Here is an 18,802-nt window from a genome sequence, read left to right as displayed (position 1 = left end):
ATTCTTACCTTTAATTTTGTCAATATTGCTTGGGTATTTTTTCGTGCTGAAAATCTGCAAGGGGCGGTGAATCTGTTAAAGGGAATGTTTGGTGGGGAGGTGGTCTTACCTAGCTTTTTAGAATCTAGGCTTAGATTCTTAAGTGAATATGGGATTCAATTCCATTGGTGGTTAGAGCAGATAGAGGGGAGCTTTATAACGCCATTGTGGATTCTAGGGGCTTTTATTGTGTGTTTGTGTTTCAAAAATAGCGTAGAGCAAGTAGCACATTTCAAGCCGACAAAATGGAATCTCTTTGTAATCACTCTTTTTTCGCTTATAGCTTTTCTTTCCATTGATAAAGCACAACAATTTTTATATTTTAATTTTTAAGGAGCAAAGATGAAATATAAAAAGTTTGTTTTATCTTATTTTATGATTTTGCTTATATTTGGACTACTGCTTGTAGGCATATTTTATTATCTCTCTAGAATCTTTGAACATAATAGCTTTGAAAGCATTGTGAAAAGACAACTGGAGCAGAACTCCATTTATGGCACAGCATTAAATGAAAATGTCTTTGCCTACAAGCTTGAGCTAGTGAAGCAGATAAAGCCAAAGATTATAGCACTTGGTAGCTCTAGGGTATTGCAATTTAGGGAGGAGTTTTTTATAGATTCTTTTGTGAGTGCGGGTAATGCGATGAATACACTCAAAGAAGGGAGGTTGTTTTTAGAAGTATTAAAGTTTTACAAACCTGAAATAGTCATCTTAGGGCTTGATATTTGGTGGTTTAATGCTTTATATCCAAACTATGAGAAGGGAGTGTATTTTAATATAACAGGGACAAATATTAGCACAACAAAGATACTTGATATAGCAAAACATATTTACAACCAGCAATTCTTTCAATCTCAATATCTCTTAGATAATCATTTTATTGCAAATCCTTATAGCCATCTTGATTCTTTAGGACTAAATGCTATGTATAATGGCAGGGGCTTTTTCAAAGATGGCTCATATATATATGGAGAAATTTTCAAAGATGAAAAGACAAAGGATGCTAATTTTGCTGACACATTGTGGAGGATAGAAAATAGTAATTCACAATTTGCTTATGCTTCTCACATAGATGTAAAGCGTATGCAGGATTTATTTGACATACTTAATATTTTGAAAAAACACAACATACAAGTTGTTATTTTTATCCCTCCTCTTGCTCCAAGCATATATAAAGCTATGCAGGAGAAGCAAGAGAAATATGCGTATATTGATGAGCTTTTTACAAGCCTAGAAAAAAATTACATAACTTTTTTTAATTATTATAATCCAGCAGTGCTAAAAGATGATGATTGCGAATTTTTAGATGGCTTTCACGGAGGAGATGTGTTTTATGCGAGAATCCTTGTAGATATGGCACAAAAAAGTGAGATATTACAACCCTATGTCAATATGCCCTATCTCACAGAGCTGATACGCACACATAAAGGCAGAGTATTTTCTAAAGATTCTATCAGCGATTTAAAAGAGCAAGATTTTTTGAATTTAGGGTGTGGGAAGTGAAAAAACCAATACGATCTTTTAGATACCAAGCATAAACCATTCTCTAAAATCCTTAAGCATTCTTATTACAACTTGTAGCTATAATGCCATCTCTTAATCCATTTTTAACTTTCACAAGGGACATTATGACAAAGGATTCTAGAATCTTTATTGCTGGGCATAGGGGGCTTGTAGGCTCAAGCATACTTGCTTTGCTTCAATCACAAGGCTATCACAATCTCATCACAAAAACAAAAGAAGAGCTTAATTTGCTTGATAGTGCCAGTGTTGAAAAGTTTTTTGCTCACACACGCCCGGAATATGTGTTTTTAGCTGCGGCAAAGGTAGGCGGGATTGTGGCAAATAACACCTATCGTGCGGATTTTATCTATGAAAATCTAGCCATTCAAAATCACATTATCTTTAACGCCTACAAATACGAGGTCAAAAAGCTTCTATTTCTGGGCAGTTCGTGCATTTACCCCAAAAATGCTAAGCAACCGATGAATGAAGATTCCCTGCTTACTAGTGAGCTAGAATACACCAACGAGCCTTATGCCATTGCTAAAATCGCTGGAATAAAGATGTGCGAGAGCTTTGCATTGCAGTATGGCTGCGATTTTGTTTCAGTTATGCCAACTAATCTTTATGGCAATAATGATAATTTTAACTTGCAGACTTCACACGTCTTACCCGCTTTGCTTCGCAAGATTCATCTAGCCAAACTCCTATCCCTTGGGAAGCTAGAGCAAGTAGAGAAAGATACAGGGCTACAAGGGGCGGAACTACAAGCCTTTTTGCAAACCTATGGTATCACTGAAAAAAGTGTGGCAATATGGGGCAGTGGGAATCCACGCAGAGAGCTACTACATGTAAATGATATGGCTGAAGCCTGTGTGTTTGTAATGAACAATCTTAGCTTTAAAGATTGTATTACACATCACAATGAGATTTGTCCAAATGAAATCCGCAATACACATCTTAATGTCGGCTATGGCAGTGATGTGAGTATCGCTGAACTTGTAAATCTTATTAAAGAGATTGTAGGCTTTGAAGGGGAGCTTGTGTTTGATAAGAGTAAGCCTGATGGTACTTATCAAAAGCTTATGGATTCAAGTAAGCTCAACGCTATAGGCTGGAAGCCAAAAATCCATTTAAAGGAAGGAATCCAAAGCGTGTATCAACACTATCTTTCAAGAAACTAGGAGTTTTAGCCTTATGCATAAACCAAGAATTGTTAAAAAATAGGTAGCTCAAATCTCTGCAATGGCGAGATGATTGATGAAGGACAGATTAATGCCTTAGCAAAGGTAATAAGCGATATTAAAACCCATTTTGATGTGATTTTAGTAAGCTCTGGGGCGGTGGCAAGTGGCTATACACGAGTGCAGATTGATAAAAGCACATTGCAAAATAAACAAGCCCTTGCAAGTATCGGGCAGCCCTTGCTTATGGAATCTTACCGCAAAGCTTTTGCTCAATTTGACATTCCAACAGCTCAAATTCTCTTAGCCGGACACGACTTTGATTCTCGTAAAAGCACCGCCTTTGCGAGAAATACCATTGACGCACTTCTAGCTAACAACGCTCTGCCTATCATTAATGAAAATGACGCCATTGCCACAAGCGAGATTATCTTTGGCGATAACGACAGGCTAAGCGCACACGCGGCGTATTATTTTGGAGCGAAGCTTTTAGCCATTCTAAGTGATATTGATGGCTATTTTGATAAGAATCCACATACAGATTCTACCGCCAAGCTTCTCTCTCAAGTACATACAATCCCCCAAAATGCGTTAAATCAATCCCATACGCCACATAGTAGCTTTGCCACCGGCGGGATTGTTACTAAGCTTATGGCAGCGGACTTTTTACTGCAACGCCATTGTATGATGTTCCTAAGCCACGGAAGAAAGCTTGATGTGCTAAAAAACTTCCTTTTACATAACACCCAAGATTCTGGCACACTCTTTTGTCCTATAGATTCTAAAGGACTACAAGAATTAGACACCCCCAAATCACTCAAGCAAAAGGCGTAAAATGAGAGTTATCCTTGCTGGGACACCAAGCTTTGCGAGTGCGATTTTTACACCCATGCTTGAGGATTCTAGTTTTGAAATCCTAGCCCTTATCTGTCAGCCCGATAAGCCCTTTGGACGCAAAGGGGAGCTAAAAGCCCCACATACCAAAGAAATGCTTACCCAAAAAAATTTACAACATATACAAATCCTACAACCTAGCAGTATAGATTCTGCCTTTATAGAATCTATCCGTGATTTAAAGCCCGATATGATTTTGGTCGTGGCGTATGGGAAGATTCTGCCACAGGCGTTTTTAGACATTGCCCCTTGTGTGAATATCCACGCCTCGCTTCTGCCGCAATGGCGGGGGGCTAGCCCAATTCAGCAAATGCTTTTAAGTCAGCCTAATTTTTTTGGTATAACGGCTATGAAAATGAATCTGCAGCTTGATAGTGGGGAAATTCTAGGCTTTTCTTACCTTGCTAACACAGAGCAAAACTTCACTCTTTTATGCGAGCAGCTTTCCCACCTTGGGGCAAAACTCGCCATACATACGCTCAAGCATTTTAATGAGATTAAACCCCTTAAGCAATATGACTTAGATTCAAGCTATTGTGGGAAGATTGTAAAATCTTGTGGCAAAGTAGAGCTAGAAAATGCTAAAAGTGTGTATTATGCGTATTTAGCCTATTGCGAGTGGCCCCATATCTTTATCCAAAGCGAGAGTGGCTACACACTGAAGCTTTTTGATTTACATTTGGTGGAATCCACGCAATCACACAAACAAGGCGAGATTCTAAGCATAGATTCTCAATCTATTATAGTTGGCTGCTTAATGGGGAGTTTGCGTATTGGCTTTTTACAGCAGGAGGGCAAGGCTAAAATCCCAGCCCCACTTTATATCAATGGCAAACGGCTTAAAATCGGCGATATATTATGCTAGATTCTCACACACTCCAAAAGCTCAAAGCTCAAATGTATCATTTTGATACACTGCTTTCAACGCAACAATACGCACTAGATTCTATCAAAAATGGCACTTTGCATAGCCCCTTTTGTATCCACGCAACAACGCAAACACAGGGCATTGGCAGCAGGGGCAATCAATGGAGCAATGTAGAATCTAGCTTAATGTTTTCCTTTGCTTTAGAGACTAAAATGCTTCCAAATGATTTAAAAATAGAATCTAGCTCCATTTTTTTTGGCGTGATTATGCAGCAATTCTTACGCTCCCTAGGCTCACAGGTATGGCTCAAATACCCAAATGATTTGTATATAGATAGGCAAAAAATTGGCGGGATTCTTACCCAAAAAGTGCGGGATAATATTGTGTGTGGTATGGGAATAAATCTCATCTCCCAAGACTACGCCAATTTAGAATCTCATATAAGCCAAAAGCTCAAGCCACAGGACCTTTTGAATGATTTTTTTGAAAGCTTTGTAAATTTTACATCGTGGAAGCAGATTTTTAGTATTTATAAGCTAGAATTTCACAAAAATAATTCTTTCTCTTTTCATTTTCGCAACCAACGCCTTTGTTTGAAAGATGCCATATTAAATAATGATGGCTCTTTGAGTGTGAATGGAGAAAGAATTTATAGCTTACGATAAAGGAGATACTATGTGTGAAGTCCTTACTATAGCAAATCAAAAAGGCGGGGTTGGCAAAACGACAACGGCTGTAAATCTTGCTACTTTTCTCGCAAATGCTGGAAGAAAGGTGCTTGTGATTGACTATGATCCACAAGCAAATGCTACAACAAGCTTTGGCTTTAGACGCAACAAGATAGAATCTGATATTTATCACGTTCTTACCGGATCTAAGAAGCTTTCTAAAATCATTCTTAAGACAGAGATTCCAAATCTTGATCTTGCCCCTTCAAACATCGGGTTAGCGGGGATTGAAAAGGAATTTTATAGCAAAAATAGCATAAAAGGTCGTGAGCTACTTTTAAGCAAAAAAATTGAAGAAGTCAAAGATCAATATGATTTTATCGTTATAGATTCTCCACCTGCTCTTGGCTCACTCACCGTGAATGCCTTAGCAGCAGCAGATTCTGTAATCGTGCCAATTCAATGCGAGTTTTTCGCACTTGAGGGCTTATCACAGCTACTTAGCACGATTAAGCTTTTAAAAGACACGATTAATCCAAAGCTCACTATTAAGGGCTTTTTACCCACAATGTATTCAGGGCAGCATAATCTTTCAAGGCAGGTTTTTGATGAGCTAAAAGAGCATTTCAGCAAAGAGCTTTTCAAAAATAATGATGAGTTTGTCATTATCCCTCGTAGCGTTAAACTCGCCGAGTCGCCTAGCTTTGCCCAGCCTATTATGCTTTATGATGCACGATCTAATGGAAGTATGGCATACGAAAATCTTGCACGCGCCATCTTGCAAGGAGCATAAGAACAATGGCTAAAAAAAAGTTAGCAATAGGCAGGGGCTTAGGGGCGATACTTGCCGAAACGGCTGAAGCCTACGAGCAGAATCTTAGCGATAACTCATCGCTCGTCTTAGATCTTGATATTGATATTATTAAGCCAAATCCCTACCAGCCTAGAAAAACATTCAACCAAGAGGCTCTTCAAGAGCTTTCAGAATCTATAAAAGAACACGGCTTGTTGCAGCCCATAGTCGTGTATGATAATGGCGATGGTGATTATGTCCTTATCGCTGGAGAGCGGAGACTGCGTGCATCAAAACTCGCTGGGCTAAGCAATATAAGAGCAATTGTAGCTGAAATTGAGCAAAAGAAAATGCGTGAGCTTGCTATCATTGAAAATATCCAACGCGAAGAGCTTAACGCCATTGAATTGGCACTATCCTATCAAGAGCTGCTTGAAGAGTATGATATTACACACGAAGAGCTTTCAAAACGCATTAACAAATCAAGGACGCAAATCACAAATACCCTGCGTTTATTGCAGCTCTGCGATGAAGTTAAAACTATGCTAGGTGAAGAGAAAATCACGCAAGGACACGCTAAAATGCTTGTTACACTGAGTGAATCTGAACAAAAACTTGTGGCAGATTCTATCATAGGGCAAAGACTAAGTGTGCGTGATACCGAAACACTGATTAAAAAGCTTAAAAATGGGCAGGATTCCACAGCCAAAGATTCTATCAGCAAAGCAAAGCCAAAAGGACAGGCTAAAAGCCTTGATATATCCTTGCTAGAAGAGCTTAGAATGGAGCTATCATCACTTGGGATTCAAAGCAGTATCAATGCAACAAAACTAAGCATAGATTTCAAAAGTGATGCAGAAATTACCACATTGTTAAAAAAAATAGCAAAATAATACATTCTTTAAGGTTTAATATATTTTAACTTGTTAGAATGCTTGAAGTTTTTGATGTAATTTTTACCACAAGGAGTTTAGATGAGCATTACTCTTAATCCATATTTAATGTTGCTCGTTTTTGTTACTTTTATCCTTCTTATTTACCTACTTAATCAATGGCTTTTTAAACCAATGATGACCTTTATAGGCAATCGTGATGCGTCTATTGAACGAGACTTATCAAGCACACAAAGTCATAAAGGCGATATCCAACGCATTGATGAAGAGATTACGCAAATCCTATCAAATGCGAGAAAAGAAGCTGCTCAAATCCTAGAAGTAGCCACAAAAGAAGCAAAGGCTACTTATGAAGAAAAGATTAATGCCAAAAAAGCAGAGAATGAAAAGAAATTAGCTGAATCTAAACAAGCATTGCAGGATCAACAGGCACAGCTTTACGCGGAATTGCTAGAACAGCTCCCAGTGTTTAAACTCGCTTTAGATTCAAAGCTTAAGCAAATTTAGGAGGATTATGATGAGAAAAATTTTGTGTTGTGCGTTGCTTGTAGCTTTTCCCTCTTTTCTCCTAGCTTCGGCGAGTATTGAAGAGAGTGATTTTATCCCGCGTGTTATTAACTTTGTTATCTTTTTGGCAATTTTGTGGTATTTCGCTTTTGACTCTATTAAAGGTATTTTTACAACAAGGAAAAATACGATTGCCACGCGTTTGCAAGAAGTCCAAGACAATCTTCATAAAGCCAAGCAAGAAAGAGAAAACGTACAAAAACGCTTAGAAGAGAGTAAAGAAAGGGCTAAGGAAATTGTTAGTTCTGCTAAACAGGAGGAATATCTCATTCGTCAAAAATATGATGAACAAATCAAGAGAGACATTGAAATATTAAAGCATTCACTTGAGGCAAATATTGAATTTGAACACAGAAAAGCTGTGCAACAAAGTGTTGAGAATCTCCTTAATGAGCTGACTAAAAGTCAGAATCTACAGCTCAACAAAGAAGATTATGTGAATATTATTACAAAAAGGATTTCGTAATGCTCAATATTATTTCCAAGAAATATACTCAAGCTCTTATGGATTCTGGTTGTGATTTAGATGAGTCTCTTAGCATTCTCAAAGCTTTTTCAAGTGTCCTAAAAAGCAAAAGAGTTGCTGACATTATCGCTTCCCCATTTTTGAGCAAAACACAAAAAGAGGAGTTTTTGTTAGATTCTCTTAAAAATGTTGATACGAAGATTCAAAACTTCTTCCGTCTCATCGCTCAAACAGATAGAATCTTACTTATCCCCTATATCAGCAATGAACTTGAAAAGCGTCTGCTTGCACGCAAAAAGGAATACGCAGCGGTGCTTGTCAGCAAAGATGAGCTTGATAACAAAACGCTTGAAAGGATTCAGGATTCTCTAGCCAAAAAACTTGGTGTCAAGCTTAGTATCAAGCAGGAGCTAAGTGGAACAGATGGCATTAAACTAAGCGTTGAGGATTTAGGTATTGAGGTATCTTTTTCCAAAGATCGCTTTAGTAGTGATTTGAAAAATCATATTCTCAAAGCACTTTAAATTAACATAAGGAGAGACAAAGTGGCAACAAAAATTAAGTCAGAAGAAATCAGCTCAATCATCAAAGAAAGAATTGAGAACTTCAATATTAATATTGATATTAGCGAGACAGGTAAAGTTATAGCCTATGCCGATGGTGTGGCAAAGGTATATGGGCTAAATAATGTAATGTATTATGAAATGGTAGAGTTTGACACAGGCGACACTGGAATTGCTTTCAATCTTGAAGAAAGTAGCGTGGGTGTGGTTGTGCTTGGCTCTGGACGCACAATCAAAGAAGGGACTTCTGTCAAAAGACTAAAGAAACTTATGAAAGTGCCTGTTGGCGATGCTGTGGTTGGACGCGTTATTAATACACTTGGAGAACCTATTGATGGTAAAGGTGCGATTGAGGCGAGTGAATATCGCTTTGTGGAAGAAAAAGCACCGGGCATTATGTCTAGAAAATCAGTTCATCAACCGCTTCAAACCGGTATCAAAGCCATTGACGCACTCGTGCCAATCGGTAGAGGGCAAAGAGAGCTTATTATCGGCGATAGGCAAACAGGTAAAACAACCGTTGCTGTGGATACGATTATCAATCAAAAAGGTCAAGATGTTGTATGTATCTATGTCGCTGTGGGGCAAAAAGAATCTACGGTTGCGCAAGTTGTAAGAAAGCTTGAAGAACACGGGGCTATGGAATATACAATCGTTGTTAATGCTCCAGCATCTTTTTCTGCAGCAATGCAGTTCCTAGCACCTTATACAGGCGTAACTATTGGCGAATATTTTAGAGATAATGCACGACACGCACTTATCATTTACGATGATTTGAGTAAGCATGCTGTGGCATACCGAGAAATGTCTCTTATTTTGAGAAGACCTCCGGGGCGTGAAGCATTCCCGGGTGATGTATTCTATCTCCACTCTCGTTTGCTTGAACGAGCTGCAAAGCTTAATGATGATTTGGGTGCAGGCTCACTTACAGCATTGCCAATCATTGAAACACAAGCGGGAGATGTAGCCGCTTACATTCCAACTAATGTTATATCAATCACAGATGGGCAAATATTCCTTGAGACAGATTTGTTTAACTCCGGTATTCGTCCAGCTATTAATGTGGGCTTATCCGTATCGCGTGTTGGTGGAGCAGCACAGATTAAGGCAACCAAACAAGTAGCCGGGACATTGCGTCTTGATTTGGCACAATATAGAGAGCTTCAAGCATTTTCGCAATTTGCTTCAGACCTTGATGAATCAAGTCGCAAACAACTTGAAAGAGGACAAAGAATGGTTGAGATTCTAAAACAACCTCCATATTCTCCTTTAGCTATTGAAAAGCAGGTGATTATTATTTATGCCGGGGCTAATGGCTTCTTAGACAGTATTTCTGCTAATAGAGTTGTAGCATTTGAATCTGAGCTTTATCCATTCCTTGAAGCGAAATATCCAAAAATATTTGAAGAAATCAGTGTGAAAAAGGCGTTAGACAAAGACATTGAAGCCGAGCTAAGCAAAGTCCTTGAAGAATTCAAAATGAGCTTTGGGGCGTAATAAGGAGCTATTATGGGTGGCAACCTTAAAGAGATACGAAAACAGATAACGAGTGTCAAGAACACACAAAAGACAACAAAAGCAATGAAGCTTGTCTCTAGCTCCAAGCTCAAAAAAGCCGAAGAGTTAGCAAGACGCTCAAAGGTATATGCCAATCAGCTTAACGCAATGTTTGATGATGTTGTGAAAAAAATCCGTTTAAGGGGGCTTGATAGCATTAATAGTCGCTTTTTTGTCAAATCCAAAGATAGAGAGATTAAAAAGCTTGATATTGTTTTCATCACAGCCGATAAGGGTTTGTGCGGTGGCTTTAACACGACAACTATTAAGGAAGTTGTTCGTCTTATGGAAAGCTACAAGCAAAAAAATATCAAGGTCCGCCTAAGAGGCATCGGTAAAAAGGGCATATCATTTTTTGCTTTCAATGATATTGAGGTGCTTGATAAGGTTGTTGGGCTAAGTGCTATGCCCACCTTTGAAAAAGCAGCGGAATTTATTGATAGTGTTGTGGAAGATTTTCTCAATGGTGCGACAGATGAAGTTATCATCGTCCATAATGGGTTTAAAAATATGATTTCCCAAGAGCTAGAAACTCGTGCTATCCTTCCACTTACAATCAATGTAGAGCAAGATTCGCAAGATTCTATTCTCAATATTGAACCAGAAGATGAAGAAGATGCTATCCTTGATGAACTTGCTAAAAAATACATTCAATACAATATGTATTATGCTTTAGTAGATTCATTAGCAGCAGAGCATAGTGCGAGAATCCAAGCTATGGACGCGGCGACAAACAATGCTGGGGATTTGGTAAAAAGTCTTACCATTTCACTCAACAAAGCACGGCAAGAAGCAATCACAACAGAGCTTGTTGAGATTAATGCTGGTGCAGAAGCAATAAAATAAACTTATAAAAAGGAGAACAAATGCAAGGTAAAATTACGCAAGTAATGGGTCCCGTGGTAGATGTGGAATTTGAATCTTATCTACCGATGATTAATGAAGCCATTGATGTTATATTTGATGTTGAAGGCAGAGAAAACAGACTTGTGCTAGAGGTTGCCGCACATCTTGGCGATAATCGTGTCCGCACAATTGCTATGGATATGACAGAAGGTTTGACGCGTGGGCAGGAAGTAAAAGCTCGTGGCAAAATGATTGAAGTGCCTGTTGGTGAAGCAGTGCTAGGGAGAATCTTTAATGTTACAGGCGATGTGATTGATGGTGGTGAGCTACTTGCTACCGATCTTAAATGGGCGATTCACCGAGAAGCACCAAGCTTTGAAAACCAAAGCACAAGAACAGAAATGTTTGAAACAGGTATCAAAGTTGTTGATTTACTTGCTCCTTACTCTAAAGGTGGAAAAGTTGGATTATTTGGTGGTGCTGGAGTTGGCAAGACCGTTGTTATTATGGAGCTTATCCATAATGTTGCTTACAAACATAGTGGCTATTCTGTGTTTGCGGGTGTTGGCGAGCGAACAAGAGAAGGAAACGACCTTTATAACGAAATGAAAGAAGGTGGTGTTTTAGATAAAGTCGCACTCTGCTATGGACAAATGAATGAGCCACCTGGTGCGAGAAATCGTATTGCCTTTACAGGTTTGACTATGGCGGAATATTTCCGTGATGAAAAAGGACTTGATGTGCTGATGTTTATTGATAACATCTTCCGCTACGCGCAATCTGGATCTGAAATGTCTGCGTTGCTTGGACGGATTCCATCTGCGGTTGGTTATCAACCAACACTTGCAGGAGAAATGGGTAAATTGCAAGAAAGAATCACATCAACCAAAAAAGGTTCTATTACATCGGTTCAAGCCGTGTATGTTCCTGCAGATGACTTGACTGACCCAGCTCCTGCGTCTGTTTTCTCTCACCTTGATGCTACAACGGTGCTTAATAGAAAAATTTCTGAAAAGGGCATTTATCCGGCTGTTGATCCACTTGATTCTACCTCTAGAATCCTTGACCCACAAGTTGTTGGAGAGGAACATTACAAGGTAGCTACTGGGATTCAGCAAGTGCTACAAAAATATAAAGACTTGCAAGATATTATTGCCATCTTGGGTATGGACGAGCTTTCAGAAGAAGATAAGCAGATTGTTGATAGGGCGAGAAAAATTGAAAAATTCCTTTCTCAACCTTTCTTTGTTGCTGAAATCTTCACAGGCAGTCCGGGCAAATATGTAACACTTGAAGAGACGCTAGAGGGCTTCAAGGGAATACTTGAAGGAAAATATGATGATATTCCTGAAAATGCGTTTTATATGGTGGGTAACATTCAAGAAGCATTGGAAAAAGCACAAAAACTTAAAAGTGCATAGTTAGGAGAGAATATGGAGCATCTTACATTAAGTATTGTTACTCCTTATGGAAGTATTTATAATGGCGAAGTGAAGTATGTCATTATGCCCGGGAGCGAAGGGGAATTCGGTGTTTATCCGGGGCATTGCAACATTCTTTCCCTTCTTAAAGTTGGTGTGATTGAGTTTGAAAATACACAGGGTAATAGGGAGCTTGTCGCTATTAATTGGGGATATGCTGAAGTGTCTTCTACTGATGTTAAAATCATAGCTGATGGTGCAGTTGCTATCGGTGGAAGTGCTGAATCCGAAATCGCTTCAGCACTTGATAATGCTAGAACTCTTCTCGCTGAAGCTACGACAGATAATGCACTTATTGGAGCGGTAGTCTCTCGCATAGAAAATGCAACAAGGAGCAGAATCTAACCTATGGATTTTCTCAAAACCTTCTTCGCAGAAAGCACGATAACGACGATTATTGTGCTTTTGTGGCTCTCAATATATTTTCTTTTAACACTTTGGATATATTTTTATAAGAATTTTACGCTAGGCGATTGGCTTTCAACTGAAAAATATCATCTTGATATGCTGATAGCCAAAAGCATTTTGATTCCAAAAAACAGCTTTATTACAGCATTGCTTGAAAAAAGTGAAGGGCGTATCTCAAAAGAGATTTTACAAGTGTGGAAGCTTAAAGCCACGCAAAGGGCGACTGCTTCGTTGGTATTTTTAAGCATTATCGCTTCAACCGCACCATTTATAGGACTATTTGGCACGGTAGTTGAGATTCTTGAAACTTTTAGTGTGTTGGGTGGAGGCAATGTGTCTTTCGATGTTATCGCACCTGTTATTTCAAAGGCACTTGTGGCTACTGCGGCCGGGATTCTTGTTGCCATTCCTGCCTACTCTTTTCATTTGCTTCTCAAACGCAAAGCATATCACATCATCACTTGCATTCAAATGCAAATAGACCTTATCCTTGCAAATAAGTAAGCCAAATGAATCTTAGTGAATTTGATTGGGAAGAAAAACCTGAACTCAACATCACACCCCTTGTTGATATTATGCTTGTGCTTTTGGCAATCCTTATGGTAAGCACTCCTACTATCACCTATCAAGAAGACATTACACTTCCTAAAGGTTCAAAATCAAAAAAAATTGCCAAAGATTCTATGATTGAAATCCGTGTAAGCTCGGATAGAAAAATCCATATCCGCGATAAAACCTATGAATTTAAAAACTTTGCTGATAGCTTTGTGCTTTTTAGCAAAAACTTTGATAAAGACACGAGCATTTTTATCCGTGCTGATAAAAATCTCAAATATGAAGACATTATCTATATCCTAAAAGTTGCAAAAGAATCTGGCTTCTTAAAAGTATCTCTTGTAACTAGTAGCTAAAATGAACAACGCCCTTTTATTTATCACAAGCGGTATTATCTCATTTTGTATCTATTGTCTGCTTCTTATCGCCTTAGTTTTTACTTTTTTTTACCAAAAGCCCACACATTATTCATCTTTGCTAGAATCTACCCTAGCACTCAATGCCATTAGCGTTGAAGCCATCATTGATGATAAGCCAACACCCGCTCCAAATAAACAAGATTCAAGCACAAATAACCCGCTTACTGGCTCTGGCATAAAAGATATGTTTAGCAAAATAGATAGTGATATACCCAGCCAAAACTCGCCCATTGGCGATGATAGAGAGAAACTAGAGCAAAATACCAAAGATAAGCTCAAAGAATTGCAATCCTCCGCCCAAGAGTTGCAAAACAAATTAAACAGCCTAAGCAATCTCACTATTAGCACAGACACAAGCCAAAATGATGGGGAATATGATGAGTGGTATGCCCAGATTGAAAAAATTATGCTCCGGCAATGGCAAAAAACTTTTTCCATTGAAGAAAAAATGCAGGCATTAGTCTATATTCGCATAGCAAACAATGGAGATTTTAGCTATAACATTGTAAAATACTCAGGCAATGTAGCCTTTGATGATTCTCTAAAAGTAATGCTAGAGGAATGCAAACAAATGCGTTTCCCTCCACACCCAAAAGGTTCAAAAGAGATCGCTACTACTTTTAAAAATTAAAGGAGTCCTATGAGATTTATTGGTTTAATATTATTACTTAGCTTAAAACTTTTTGCCATTGATGCAACATTGGAGATAGTCAAAAATGGCAATAAGATTCCCTACATTATGGTAGAAAGGCTAGATTCTGAAAATGCAGATTTTGGAACCAAAGTGCTAAAAATGCTTGTGGCAGACCTTAAAGTAAGCGGACATTTTCAAGCTGATGATGGCGGTGTCAATAAGTCTAATGACATAAATTACGCAGACTATGCAGAGAAAAAGATGGATTTACTTGCACAAATTAAAGTCGCTAAATCCTCCACACTAACAGCTACTCTCTCTCTTTATGACATCAACACTTCAAAGCATATATTCACTAAAACCTATACTGAAAATGACATAAAACGCTTTCCTTTTTTGGCTCACAATATGACAATTGATATAAACTCATATATCAAAGCCCCTAGCATTCAGTGGATGCAACGCTTAGTTGTTCTATCCCGCTATGTTGGTTCTGGTAGTAGTGAGATTCTCATTTGTGATTATACTTTGACTTATCAAAAAGTCGTTGTCAAAGGTGGGCTAAATATTTTCCCAAAATGGGCAGATTCAAAGCAGGAAAGCATTTATTATACAAAATATCTTGAAGTGCCAACTATTGTTAAACACAACCTTGCCACAGGGCAGATTGAACAGCTTGTAGGCAGTGAGGGTGTCGCCATCGTATCTGATGTTAGCAAAAATGGAGAGAATCTTATCCTTAGCCTTTCTCCTACCGCACTTTCTGATTTATATATTTTTAATACCAAAAGCAAAAATTTGCGTAGGCTGACAAACTATTCGGGTATTGATGTTGATGGAAAATTTGTTAATGATGAAAAGGAAATTATCTTTGTGTCTGATAGACTTGGTTATCCAAATATCTTTATGATGCGACTTGATGGCGGTGGCACAGAACAAGTCGTGCTACACGGAAGAAACAATAGTGCGATAACCTCAAATGGCAAATATGCCGTCTATACAAGCCGTGAGACAAACAATGAGTTTGGCGGAAATACCTTTAATCTCTACCTTATCTCTCTAGCTCCGGGATCAAACTATATCCGCCGCTTGACAGCAAATGGCAAAAATCAAATGCCAAAATACTCAAGCGATGGAGGAAGCATTATGTATCTTAAGCATTATAAAAATCAAAGTGCGTTAGGAATTATCCGTGTAGATTATAATGCAAATTACTTTTTTCCACTTAGTAAGATGAAGATTCAAGCTTTTGACTGGTAAAATATTATGTATTTACTTTTACAAAATACAATCAAGCGATACCATTTTCAAAGGAGACAAAATGAAAAAATACATTGCAATAGGTGTTCTAGCTGCTCTTATGTCAGTTGGTTGTTCAGAGCCTGAAGCTGCAGATACTGGATCAGGCACAGCTGCAAGTTCTGGTCAGGATAACTTTGTGGATTTGGCAGCAGATACAGCTGCTGGATATGCGAAAGTTCTGTTTGATTTTGACAAATACGATATCCGCCAAGATATGGAAGATGGATTAGAAAAGAGTGTGGCTGCGCTTAAATCTACAGGTGCTAAAGTCGTGCTTGAAGGACATACAGATTCTTATGGATCAGATGCTTACAACTACGCCCTTGGCACAAAAAGAGCAAATGCGGTAAAAAATGCCCTCACAACTCGTGGTGTTAGTGCTTCTCAAATCAAAACTGTAAGCTATGGTGAAAGCAAACCAGCTTGCACAAGTGGAGATACACCGGAGTGTAACCAAGAAAATAGACGCGTTGAGTTCAAACTCGCTAAATAACGCAACTTAGGGACTAGAAATTGAAAAAGCTTTATTCTTTTTTGCTTCTTTTTCCCCTTTTTTGTCTCGGTGAGCCTTCCGCTTTTGAAAAGCAAAGCGGTGCGACAAAAAATGATCTAAAGGCTCTACAAAGTGTCGTTACAAAACTTCAACAAAAAGTAGAGACTATCCAACAAACCCAAGAAGGAATCTCAAGTCTCCACGAATCTCAAAACTCAAAGATTCAACAACAGCTTATTCAAACAACCCAACAATCAAAAGATATTGAAGAGTTAAAAACACAAGCTGAATTGTATAAAAAACTCCAACAACAAGTTGATACAAACACCCAAAATATTACCTTACTTAAAACACAAATTGAAGAGTTTAACACAAGCCTAAAAACCCTAAATCAAACAATCCTAGATGAACTTAAAAAACTTAGCAACCAGCCAAACCAAACAAATAACGCCAATGCAGATTCTAAAACATCAACTTCTTTCACAAAGGATAAAACTAAAAAGGCAGAGATATTTACTCAAGCCAAAGACTTATTCACAAAAACAGAATACGATTCTGCAAAAGCTCGGTTTGAGTGGTTACTTAGCCTTGAATACAAAAAAGCAGAGTGTCATTTCTATCTTGGCGAAATTGCCTTTACCAGCAAAGCCTACAATGATGCTATCTACAACTACAAGCAGAGTGCGTTGGCAAATGACAAGGCGAAATATATGCCTACACTTTTACTCCATACTGCTCAATCTTTCAACGCTATCAAAGATACAAAAAACTATAATAAGTTTTTGGATTCCTTGATAAGTAACTACCCTATGAGCAAGGAAGCCCAAAATGCAAAAAAACTTAAAGAAAAAAAGGATAAAAAATGATTGCACAAAATAAAGTTGTTAGCATAGAATACGAAGTATTCAATCAAGAGGATAATACCCTGCTTGATTCAAACAAGAGAGGTTCTCCATTAGAGTTTCTCGTTGGTTCCGGACAGGTGATAAGCGGACTTGAAGATGCCCTTATGGGTGCAAAAGTTGGCGAAAACATTAAAGCCACAATCAAGCCAGAAGATGCTTATGGAATCTACAATAGTGATTTTATCCACGAAGTTCCACGCGAACAATTTGAGGGCATTGACCTAAAAGCTGGAATGACACTTTTTGGACAAAGCGAAGATGGGCAAACCGTGCAAGTGATTGTAAAAGATTTTAACGACAAGGCTGTTATGGTGGATTATAATCACCCACTTGCGGGTAAAACGCTTAGCTTTGATGTAACAATCCTTGATGTGCGTGAAGCAACGGAGGCGGAAATTCTCCAAGGTGGTGTTGGTGGAGGTTGTGGCTGTGGAAGTGGTGGTGGACACGGCGGTGGAGGTTGCTGTGGTGGTGGCGGACATAGCCACGGCGGTGGAGGTTGTGGCTGTAGCCACTAAAGTTTTAGAATCTAAGGCAAAGTCTTAGATTCTAAATGGAGGGCAAGCGTCTCTGGTGGGCGTCGTGGGCTTCAAACCCATTGAAGGGTTAGGTGTCTAATCCTTGGGGAGTTCGATTCTCTCGCCTTCCTGCCAAATTTAACTTTTAATCACTAGGTAAAGGATTTCTATGGAAGCTCAACTTATGGCTCTAGCTATTCAAACCTACAAGCTCACCTTGATTCTATCGCTCCCTATGCTTTTAGCTGGGCTTATTGTGGGGCTACTTATCAGTATTTTTCAGGCAACAACACAAATCAATGAAATGACACTCACTTTCGTGCCAAAGATTCTTGCCGTTGTGGCTGTGATTATCTTTGCAATGCCGTGGATGATTAATATGATTACTGATTATACGCGTATGCTTTTTACGATGATTTCTAGCATTAATTTCTAAGAATATAATCACAAGCTAATGCAAACAAAAATTATTGACTTTTCTACCTATTCTAGCCTAAAAATTGGCACGCCCCTTGAAGTCAATCTTATCCAAACGCCACAAGATTCTAAACTCGCACTCTCTCAAAATATGCAAATTATCGGCAAAGCGAACAACCTACTTGTCTCTCCAAAGGCTACAAATCTCGCTCTACTTGATAAAACATTTTCATATATCACTGATTGTGGGGAATATATTGAAGTTGGCGGGGCATACCCCTCTGGGAGAATCTTTAGCTACTTTAAATCTCACAATCTGGGTGGCTTAGAGTTTCTCCAAGCCCTGCCCGGAAGCCTTGGGGGCCTAGTCAAAATGAATGCAGGTATGAAACAATATGAGATAAAATCAATCCTGCATTCTATCAATGTCAATGGAGAGTGGCACGATGTTAGCGTATTCCCTATGAATTACCGCGATAGTGACATTACAGGCATCATTTTAGCGGCAAGATTCTATAAAAAAGAGGGCTTTGACATAGCTCTTCATCAACAATGCAATGCCTTGCGCAAACACCACCCAAAGGAGCCAAGCTGTGGAAGCTGCTTTAAAAACCCAAAGGGCGATTATGCAGGACGCCTTTTAGAATCTGCGGAACTCAAAGGATATAGGATAAATGACATTGCTTTTAGTGAGCAACACGCCAATTTTCTCGTCAATAAAGGCAAAGCAAGCTTTGAAGATGCTATTACCCTTATAGAGCTTGCCAAAAAGCGTGTGTTTGAGCAAAGCGGCATTCAGCTAGAATGCGAAGTGCAGATTCTGTATTAA

Annotated in this window: 22 protein-coding genes, 1 tRNA gene and 2 pseudogenes; all 25 read left to right on the top strand. The window is 38.7% G+C overall.

The window, feature by feature from the left end:
* Positions 1-372 (top strand): annotated as a pseudogene (locus tag HCCG_RS12280) (MBOAT family O-acyltransferase); the annotation flags it as partial.
* Between the two features lie 9 nt (positions 373-381).
* Positions 382-1,542 (top strand): hypothetical protein, encoded by a 1,161-nt coding sequence (locus HCCG_RS10490; RefSeq protein ID WP_002957528.1) that lies wholly within the window; start codon positions 382-384, stop codon positions 1,540-1,542.
* A 125-nt stretch (positions 1,543-1,667) separates the two neighbouring features.
* On the top strand, positions 1,668-2,726 hold the full coding sequence (locus HCCG_RS10485; RefSeq protein ID WP_002957527.1) for a GDP-L-fucose synthase family protein: 1,059 nt from the start codon (positions 1,668-1,670) through the stop codon (positions 2,724-2,726).
* 13 nt (positions 2,727-2,739) lie between these two features.
* A pseudogene (gene proB, locus HCCG_RS10480) lies at positions 2,740-3,560 on the top strand (glutamate 5-kinase).
* Between the two features lies 1 nt (position 3,561).
* Positions 3,562-4,485: a methionyl-tRNA formyltransferase gene (locus HCCG_RS10475; RefSeq protein WP_002957525.1), complete on the top strand. Its 924-nt coding sequence runs from the start codon at positions 3,562-3,564 to the stop codon at positions 4,483-4,485.
* Positions 4,479-5,153, top strand: a complete 675-nt coding sequence (locus tag HCCG_RS10470) for a biotin--[acetyl-CoA-carboxylase] ligase (protein WP_002957524.1) — start codon at positions 4,479-4,481, stop codon at positions 5,151-5,153. Before HCCG_RS10475 ends, HCCG_RS10470 begins: the two co-directional genes overlap by 7 nt.
* A gap of 10 nt (positions 5,154-5,163) precedes the next feature.
* A complete protein-coding gene (locus HCCG_RS10465; RefSeq protein ID WP_002957523.1) occupies positions 5,164-5,949 on the top strand; it encodes a ParA family protein in 786 nt (261 codons plus the stop codon).
* 5 nt (positions 5,950-5,954) lie between these two features.
* Complete coding sequence (locus HCCG_RS10460; RefSeq protein WP_002957522.1) at positions 5,955-6,842, top strand: ParB/RepB/Spo0J family partition protein; 888 nt, start codon at positions 5,955-5,957, stop codon at positions 6,840-6,842.
* 81 nt (positions 6,843-6,923) lie between these two features.
* On the top strand, positions 6,924-7,349 hold the full coding sequence (locus HCCG_RS10455; RefSeq protein WP_002957521.1) for a FoF1 ATP synthase subunit B': 426 nt from the start codon (positions 6,924-6,926) through the stop codon (positions 7,347-7,349).
* Positions 7,350-7,356: 7 nt separating this feature from the next.
* A complete protein-coding gene (locus HCCG_RS10450) occupies positions 7,357-7,875 on the top strand; it encodes a F0F1 ATP synthase subunit B (RefSeq protein ID WP_230197951.1) in 519 nt (172 codons plus the stop codon).
* Positions 7,875-8,399 (top strand): F0F1 ATP synthase subunit delta, encoded by a 525-nt coding sequence (locus tag HCCG_RS10445; RefSeq protein WP_002957519.1) that lies wholly within the window; start codon positions 7,875-7,877, stop codon positions 8,397-8,399. The genes HCCG_RS10450 and HCCG_RS10445 overlap by 1 nt, the downstream gene beginning before the upstream one ends.
* Positions 8,400-8,420: 21 nt before the next feature.
* On the top strand, positions 8,421-9,935 hold the full coding sequence (atpA, locus tag HCCG_RS10440) for a F0F1 ATP synthase subunit alpha (RefSeq protein ID WP_002957518.1): 1,515 nt from the start codon (positions 8,421-8,423) through the stop codon (positions 9,933-9,935).
* Between the two features lie 12 nt (positions 9,936-9,947).
* Positions 9,948-10,841, top strand: a complete 894-nt coding sequence (gene atpG, locus HCCG_RS10435) for an ATP synthase F1 subunit gamma (protein ID WP_002957517.1) — start codon at positions 9,948-9,950, stop codon at positions 10,839-10,841.
* Positions 10,842-10,861: 20 nt separating this feature from the next.
* Complete coding sequence (atpD, locus tag HCCG_RS10430) at positions 10,862-12,262, top strand: F0F1 ATP synthase subunit beta (RefSeq protein ID WP_002957516.1); 1,401 nt, start codon at positions 10,862-10,864, stop codon at positions 12,260-12,262.
* Between the two features lie 12 nt (positions 12,263-12,274).
* Positions 12,275-12,667 carry an ATP synthase F1 subunit epsilon gene (gene atpC, locus HCCG_RS10425; protein ID WP_002957515.1) on the top strand — a complete coding sequence of 131 codons (393 nt, stop codon included), beginning with the start codon at positions 12,275-12,277 and terminating at the stop codon, positions 12,665-12,667.
* Between the two features lie 3 nt (positions 12,668-12,670).
* The gene (locus tag HCCG_RS10420; RefSeq protein WP_002957514.1) at positions 12,671-13,234 is read left to right on the top strand and encodes a MotA/TolQ/ExbB proton channel family protein; all 564 of its coding nucleotides are present in this window, start codon (positions 12,671-12,673) and stop codon (positions 13,232-13,234) included.
* 5 nt (positions 13,235-13,239) lie between these two features.
* Positions 13,240-13,641: an ExbD/TolR family protein gene (locus HCCG_RS10415; protein ID WP_002957513.1), complete on the top strand. Its 402-nt coding sequence runs from the start codon at positions 13,240-13,242 to the stop codon at positions 13,639-13,641.
* Position 13,642: 1 nt separating this feature from the next.
* Complete coding sequence (locus tag HCCG_RS10410) at positions 13,643-14,335, top strand: energy transducer TonB (RefSeq protein WP_002957512.1); 693 nt, start codon at positions 13,643-13,645, stop codon at positions 14,333-14,335.
* Positions 14,336-14,344: 9 nt separating this feature from the next.
* A complete protein-coding gene (tolB, locus tag HCCG_RS10405) occupies positions 14,345-15,598 on the top strand; it encodes a Tol-Pal system protein TolB (protein ID WP_002957511.1) in 1,254 nt (417 codons plus the stop codon).
* A gap of 61 nt (positions 15,599-15,659) precedes the next feature.
* Positions 15,660-16,133 carry an OmpA family protein gene (locus tag HCCG_RS10400; protein ID WP_002957510.1) on the top strand — a complete coding sequence of 158 codons (474 nt, stop codon included), beginning with the start codon at positions 15,660-15,662 and terminating at the stop codon, positions 16,131-16,133.
* A 20-nt stretch (positions 16,134-16,153) separates the two neighbouring features.
* Entirely contained in the window at positions 16,154-16,999 is an 846-nt protein-coding gene (locus tag HCCG_RS10395) for a tetratricopeptide repeat protein (protein WP_002957509.1), read from the top strand.
* Positions 16,996-17,556, top strand: a complete 561-nt coding sequence (locus HCCG_RS10390) for an FKBP-type peptidyl-prolyl cis-trans isomerase (RefSeq protein WP_002957508.1) — start codon at positions 16,996-16,998, stop codon at positions 17,554-17,556. The genes HCCG_RS10395 and HCCG_RS10390 overlap by 4 nt, the downstream gene beginning before the upstream one ends.
* A gap of 36 nt (positions 17,557-17,592) precedes the next feature.
* Positions 17,593-17,691: transfer RNA gene (locus HCCG_RS12040), tRNA-Sec, on the top strand.
* A 34-nt stretch (positions 17,692-17,725) separates the two neighbouring features.
* The gene (gene fliQ, locus HCCG_RS10385) at positions 17,726-17,992 is read left to right on the top strand and encodes a flagellar biosynthesis protein FliQ (RefSeq protein ID WP_002957507.1); all 267 of its coding nucleotides are present in this window, start codon (positions 17,726-17,728) and stop codon (positions 17,990-17,992) included.
* A gap of 18 nt (positions 17,993-18,010) precedes the next feature.
* Positions 18,011-18,802 carry a UDP-N-acetylmuramate dehydrogenase gene (locus HCCG_RS10380; RefSeq protein ID WP_002957506.1) on the top strand — a complete coding sequence of 264 codons (792 nt, stop codon included), beginning with the start codon at positions 18,011-18,013 and terminating at the stop codon, positions 18,800-18,802.

Origin of the sequence: Helicobacter cinaedi CCUG 18818 = ATCC BAA-847 (assembly GCF_000155475.1) — a bacterium.
Taxonomy (GTDB): domain Bacteria; phylum Campylobacterota; class Campylobacteria; order Campylobacterales; family Helicobacteraceae; genus Helicobacter_C; species Helicobacter_C cinaedi.
This window is presented reverse-complemented; position numbering and strand designations above follow the sequence as displayed.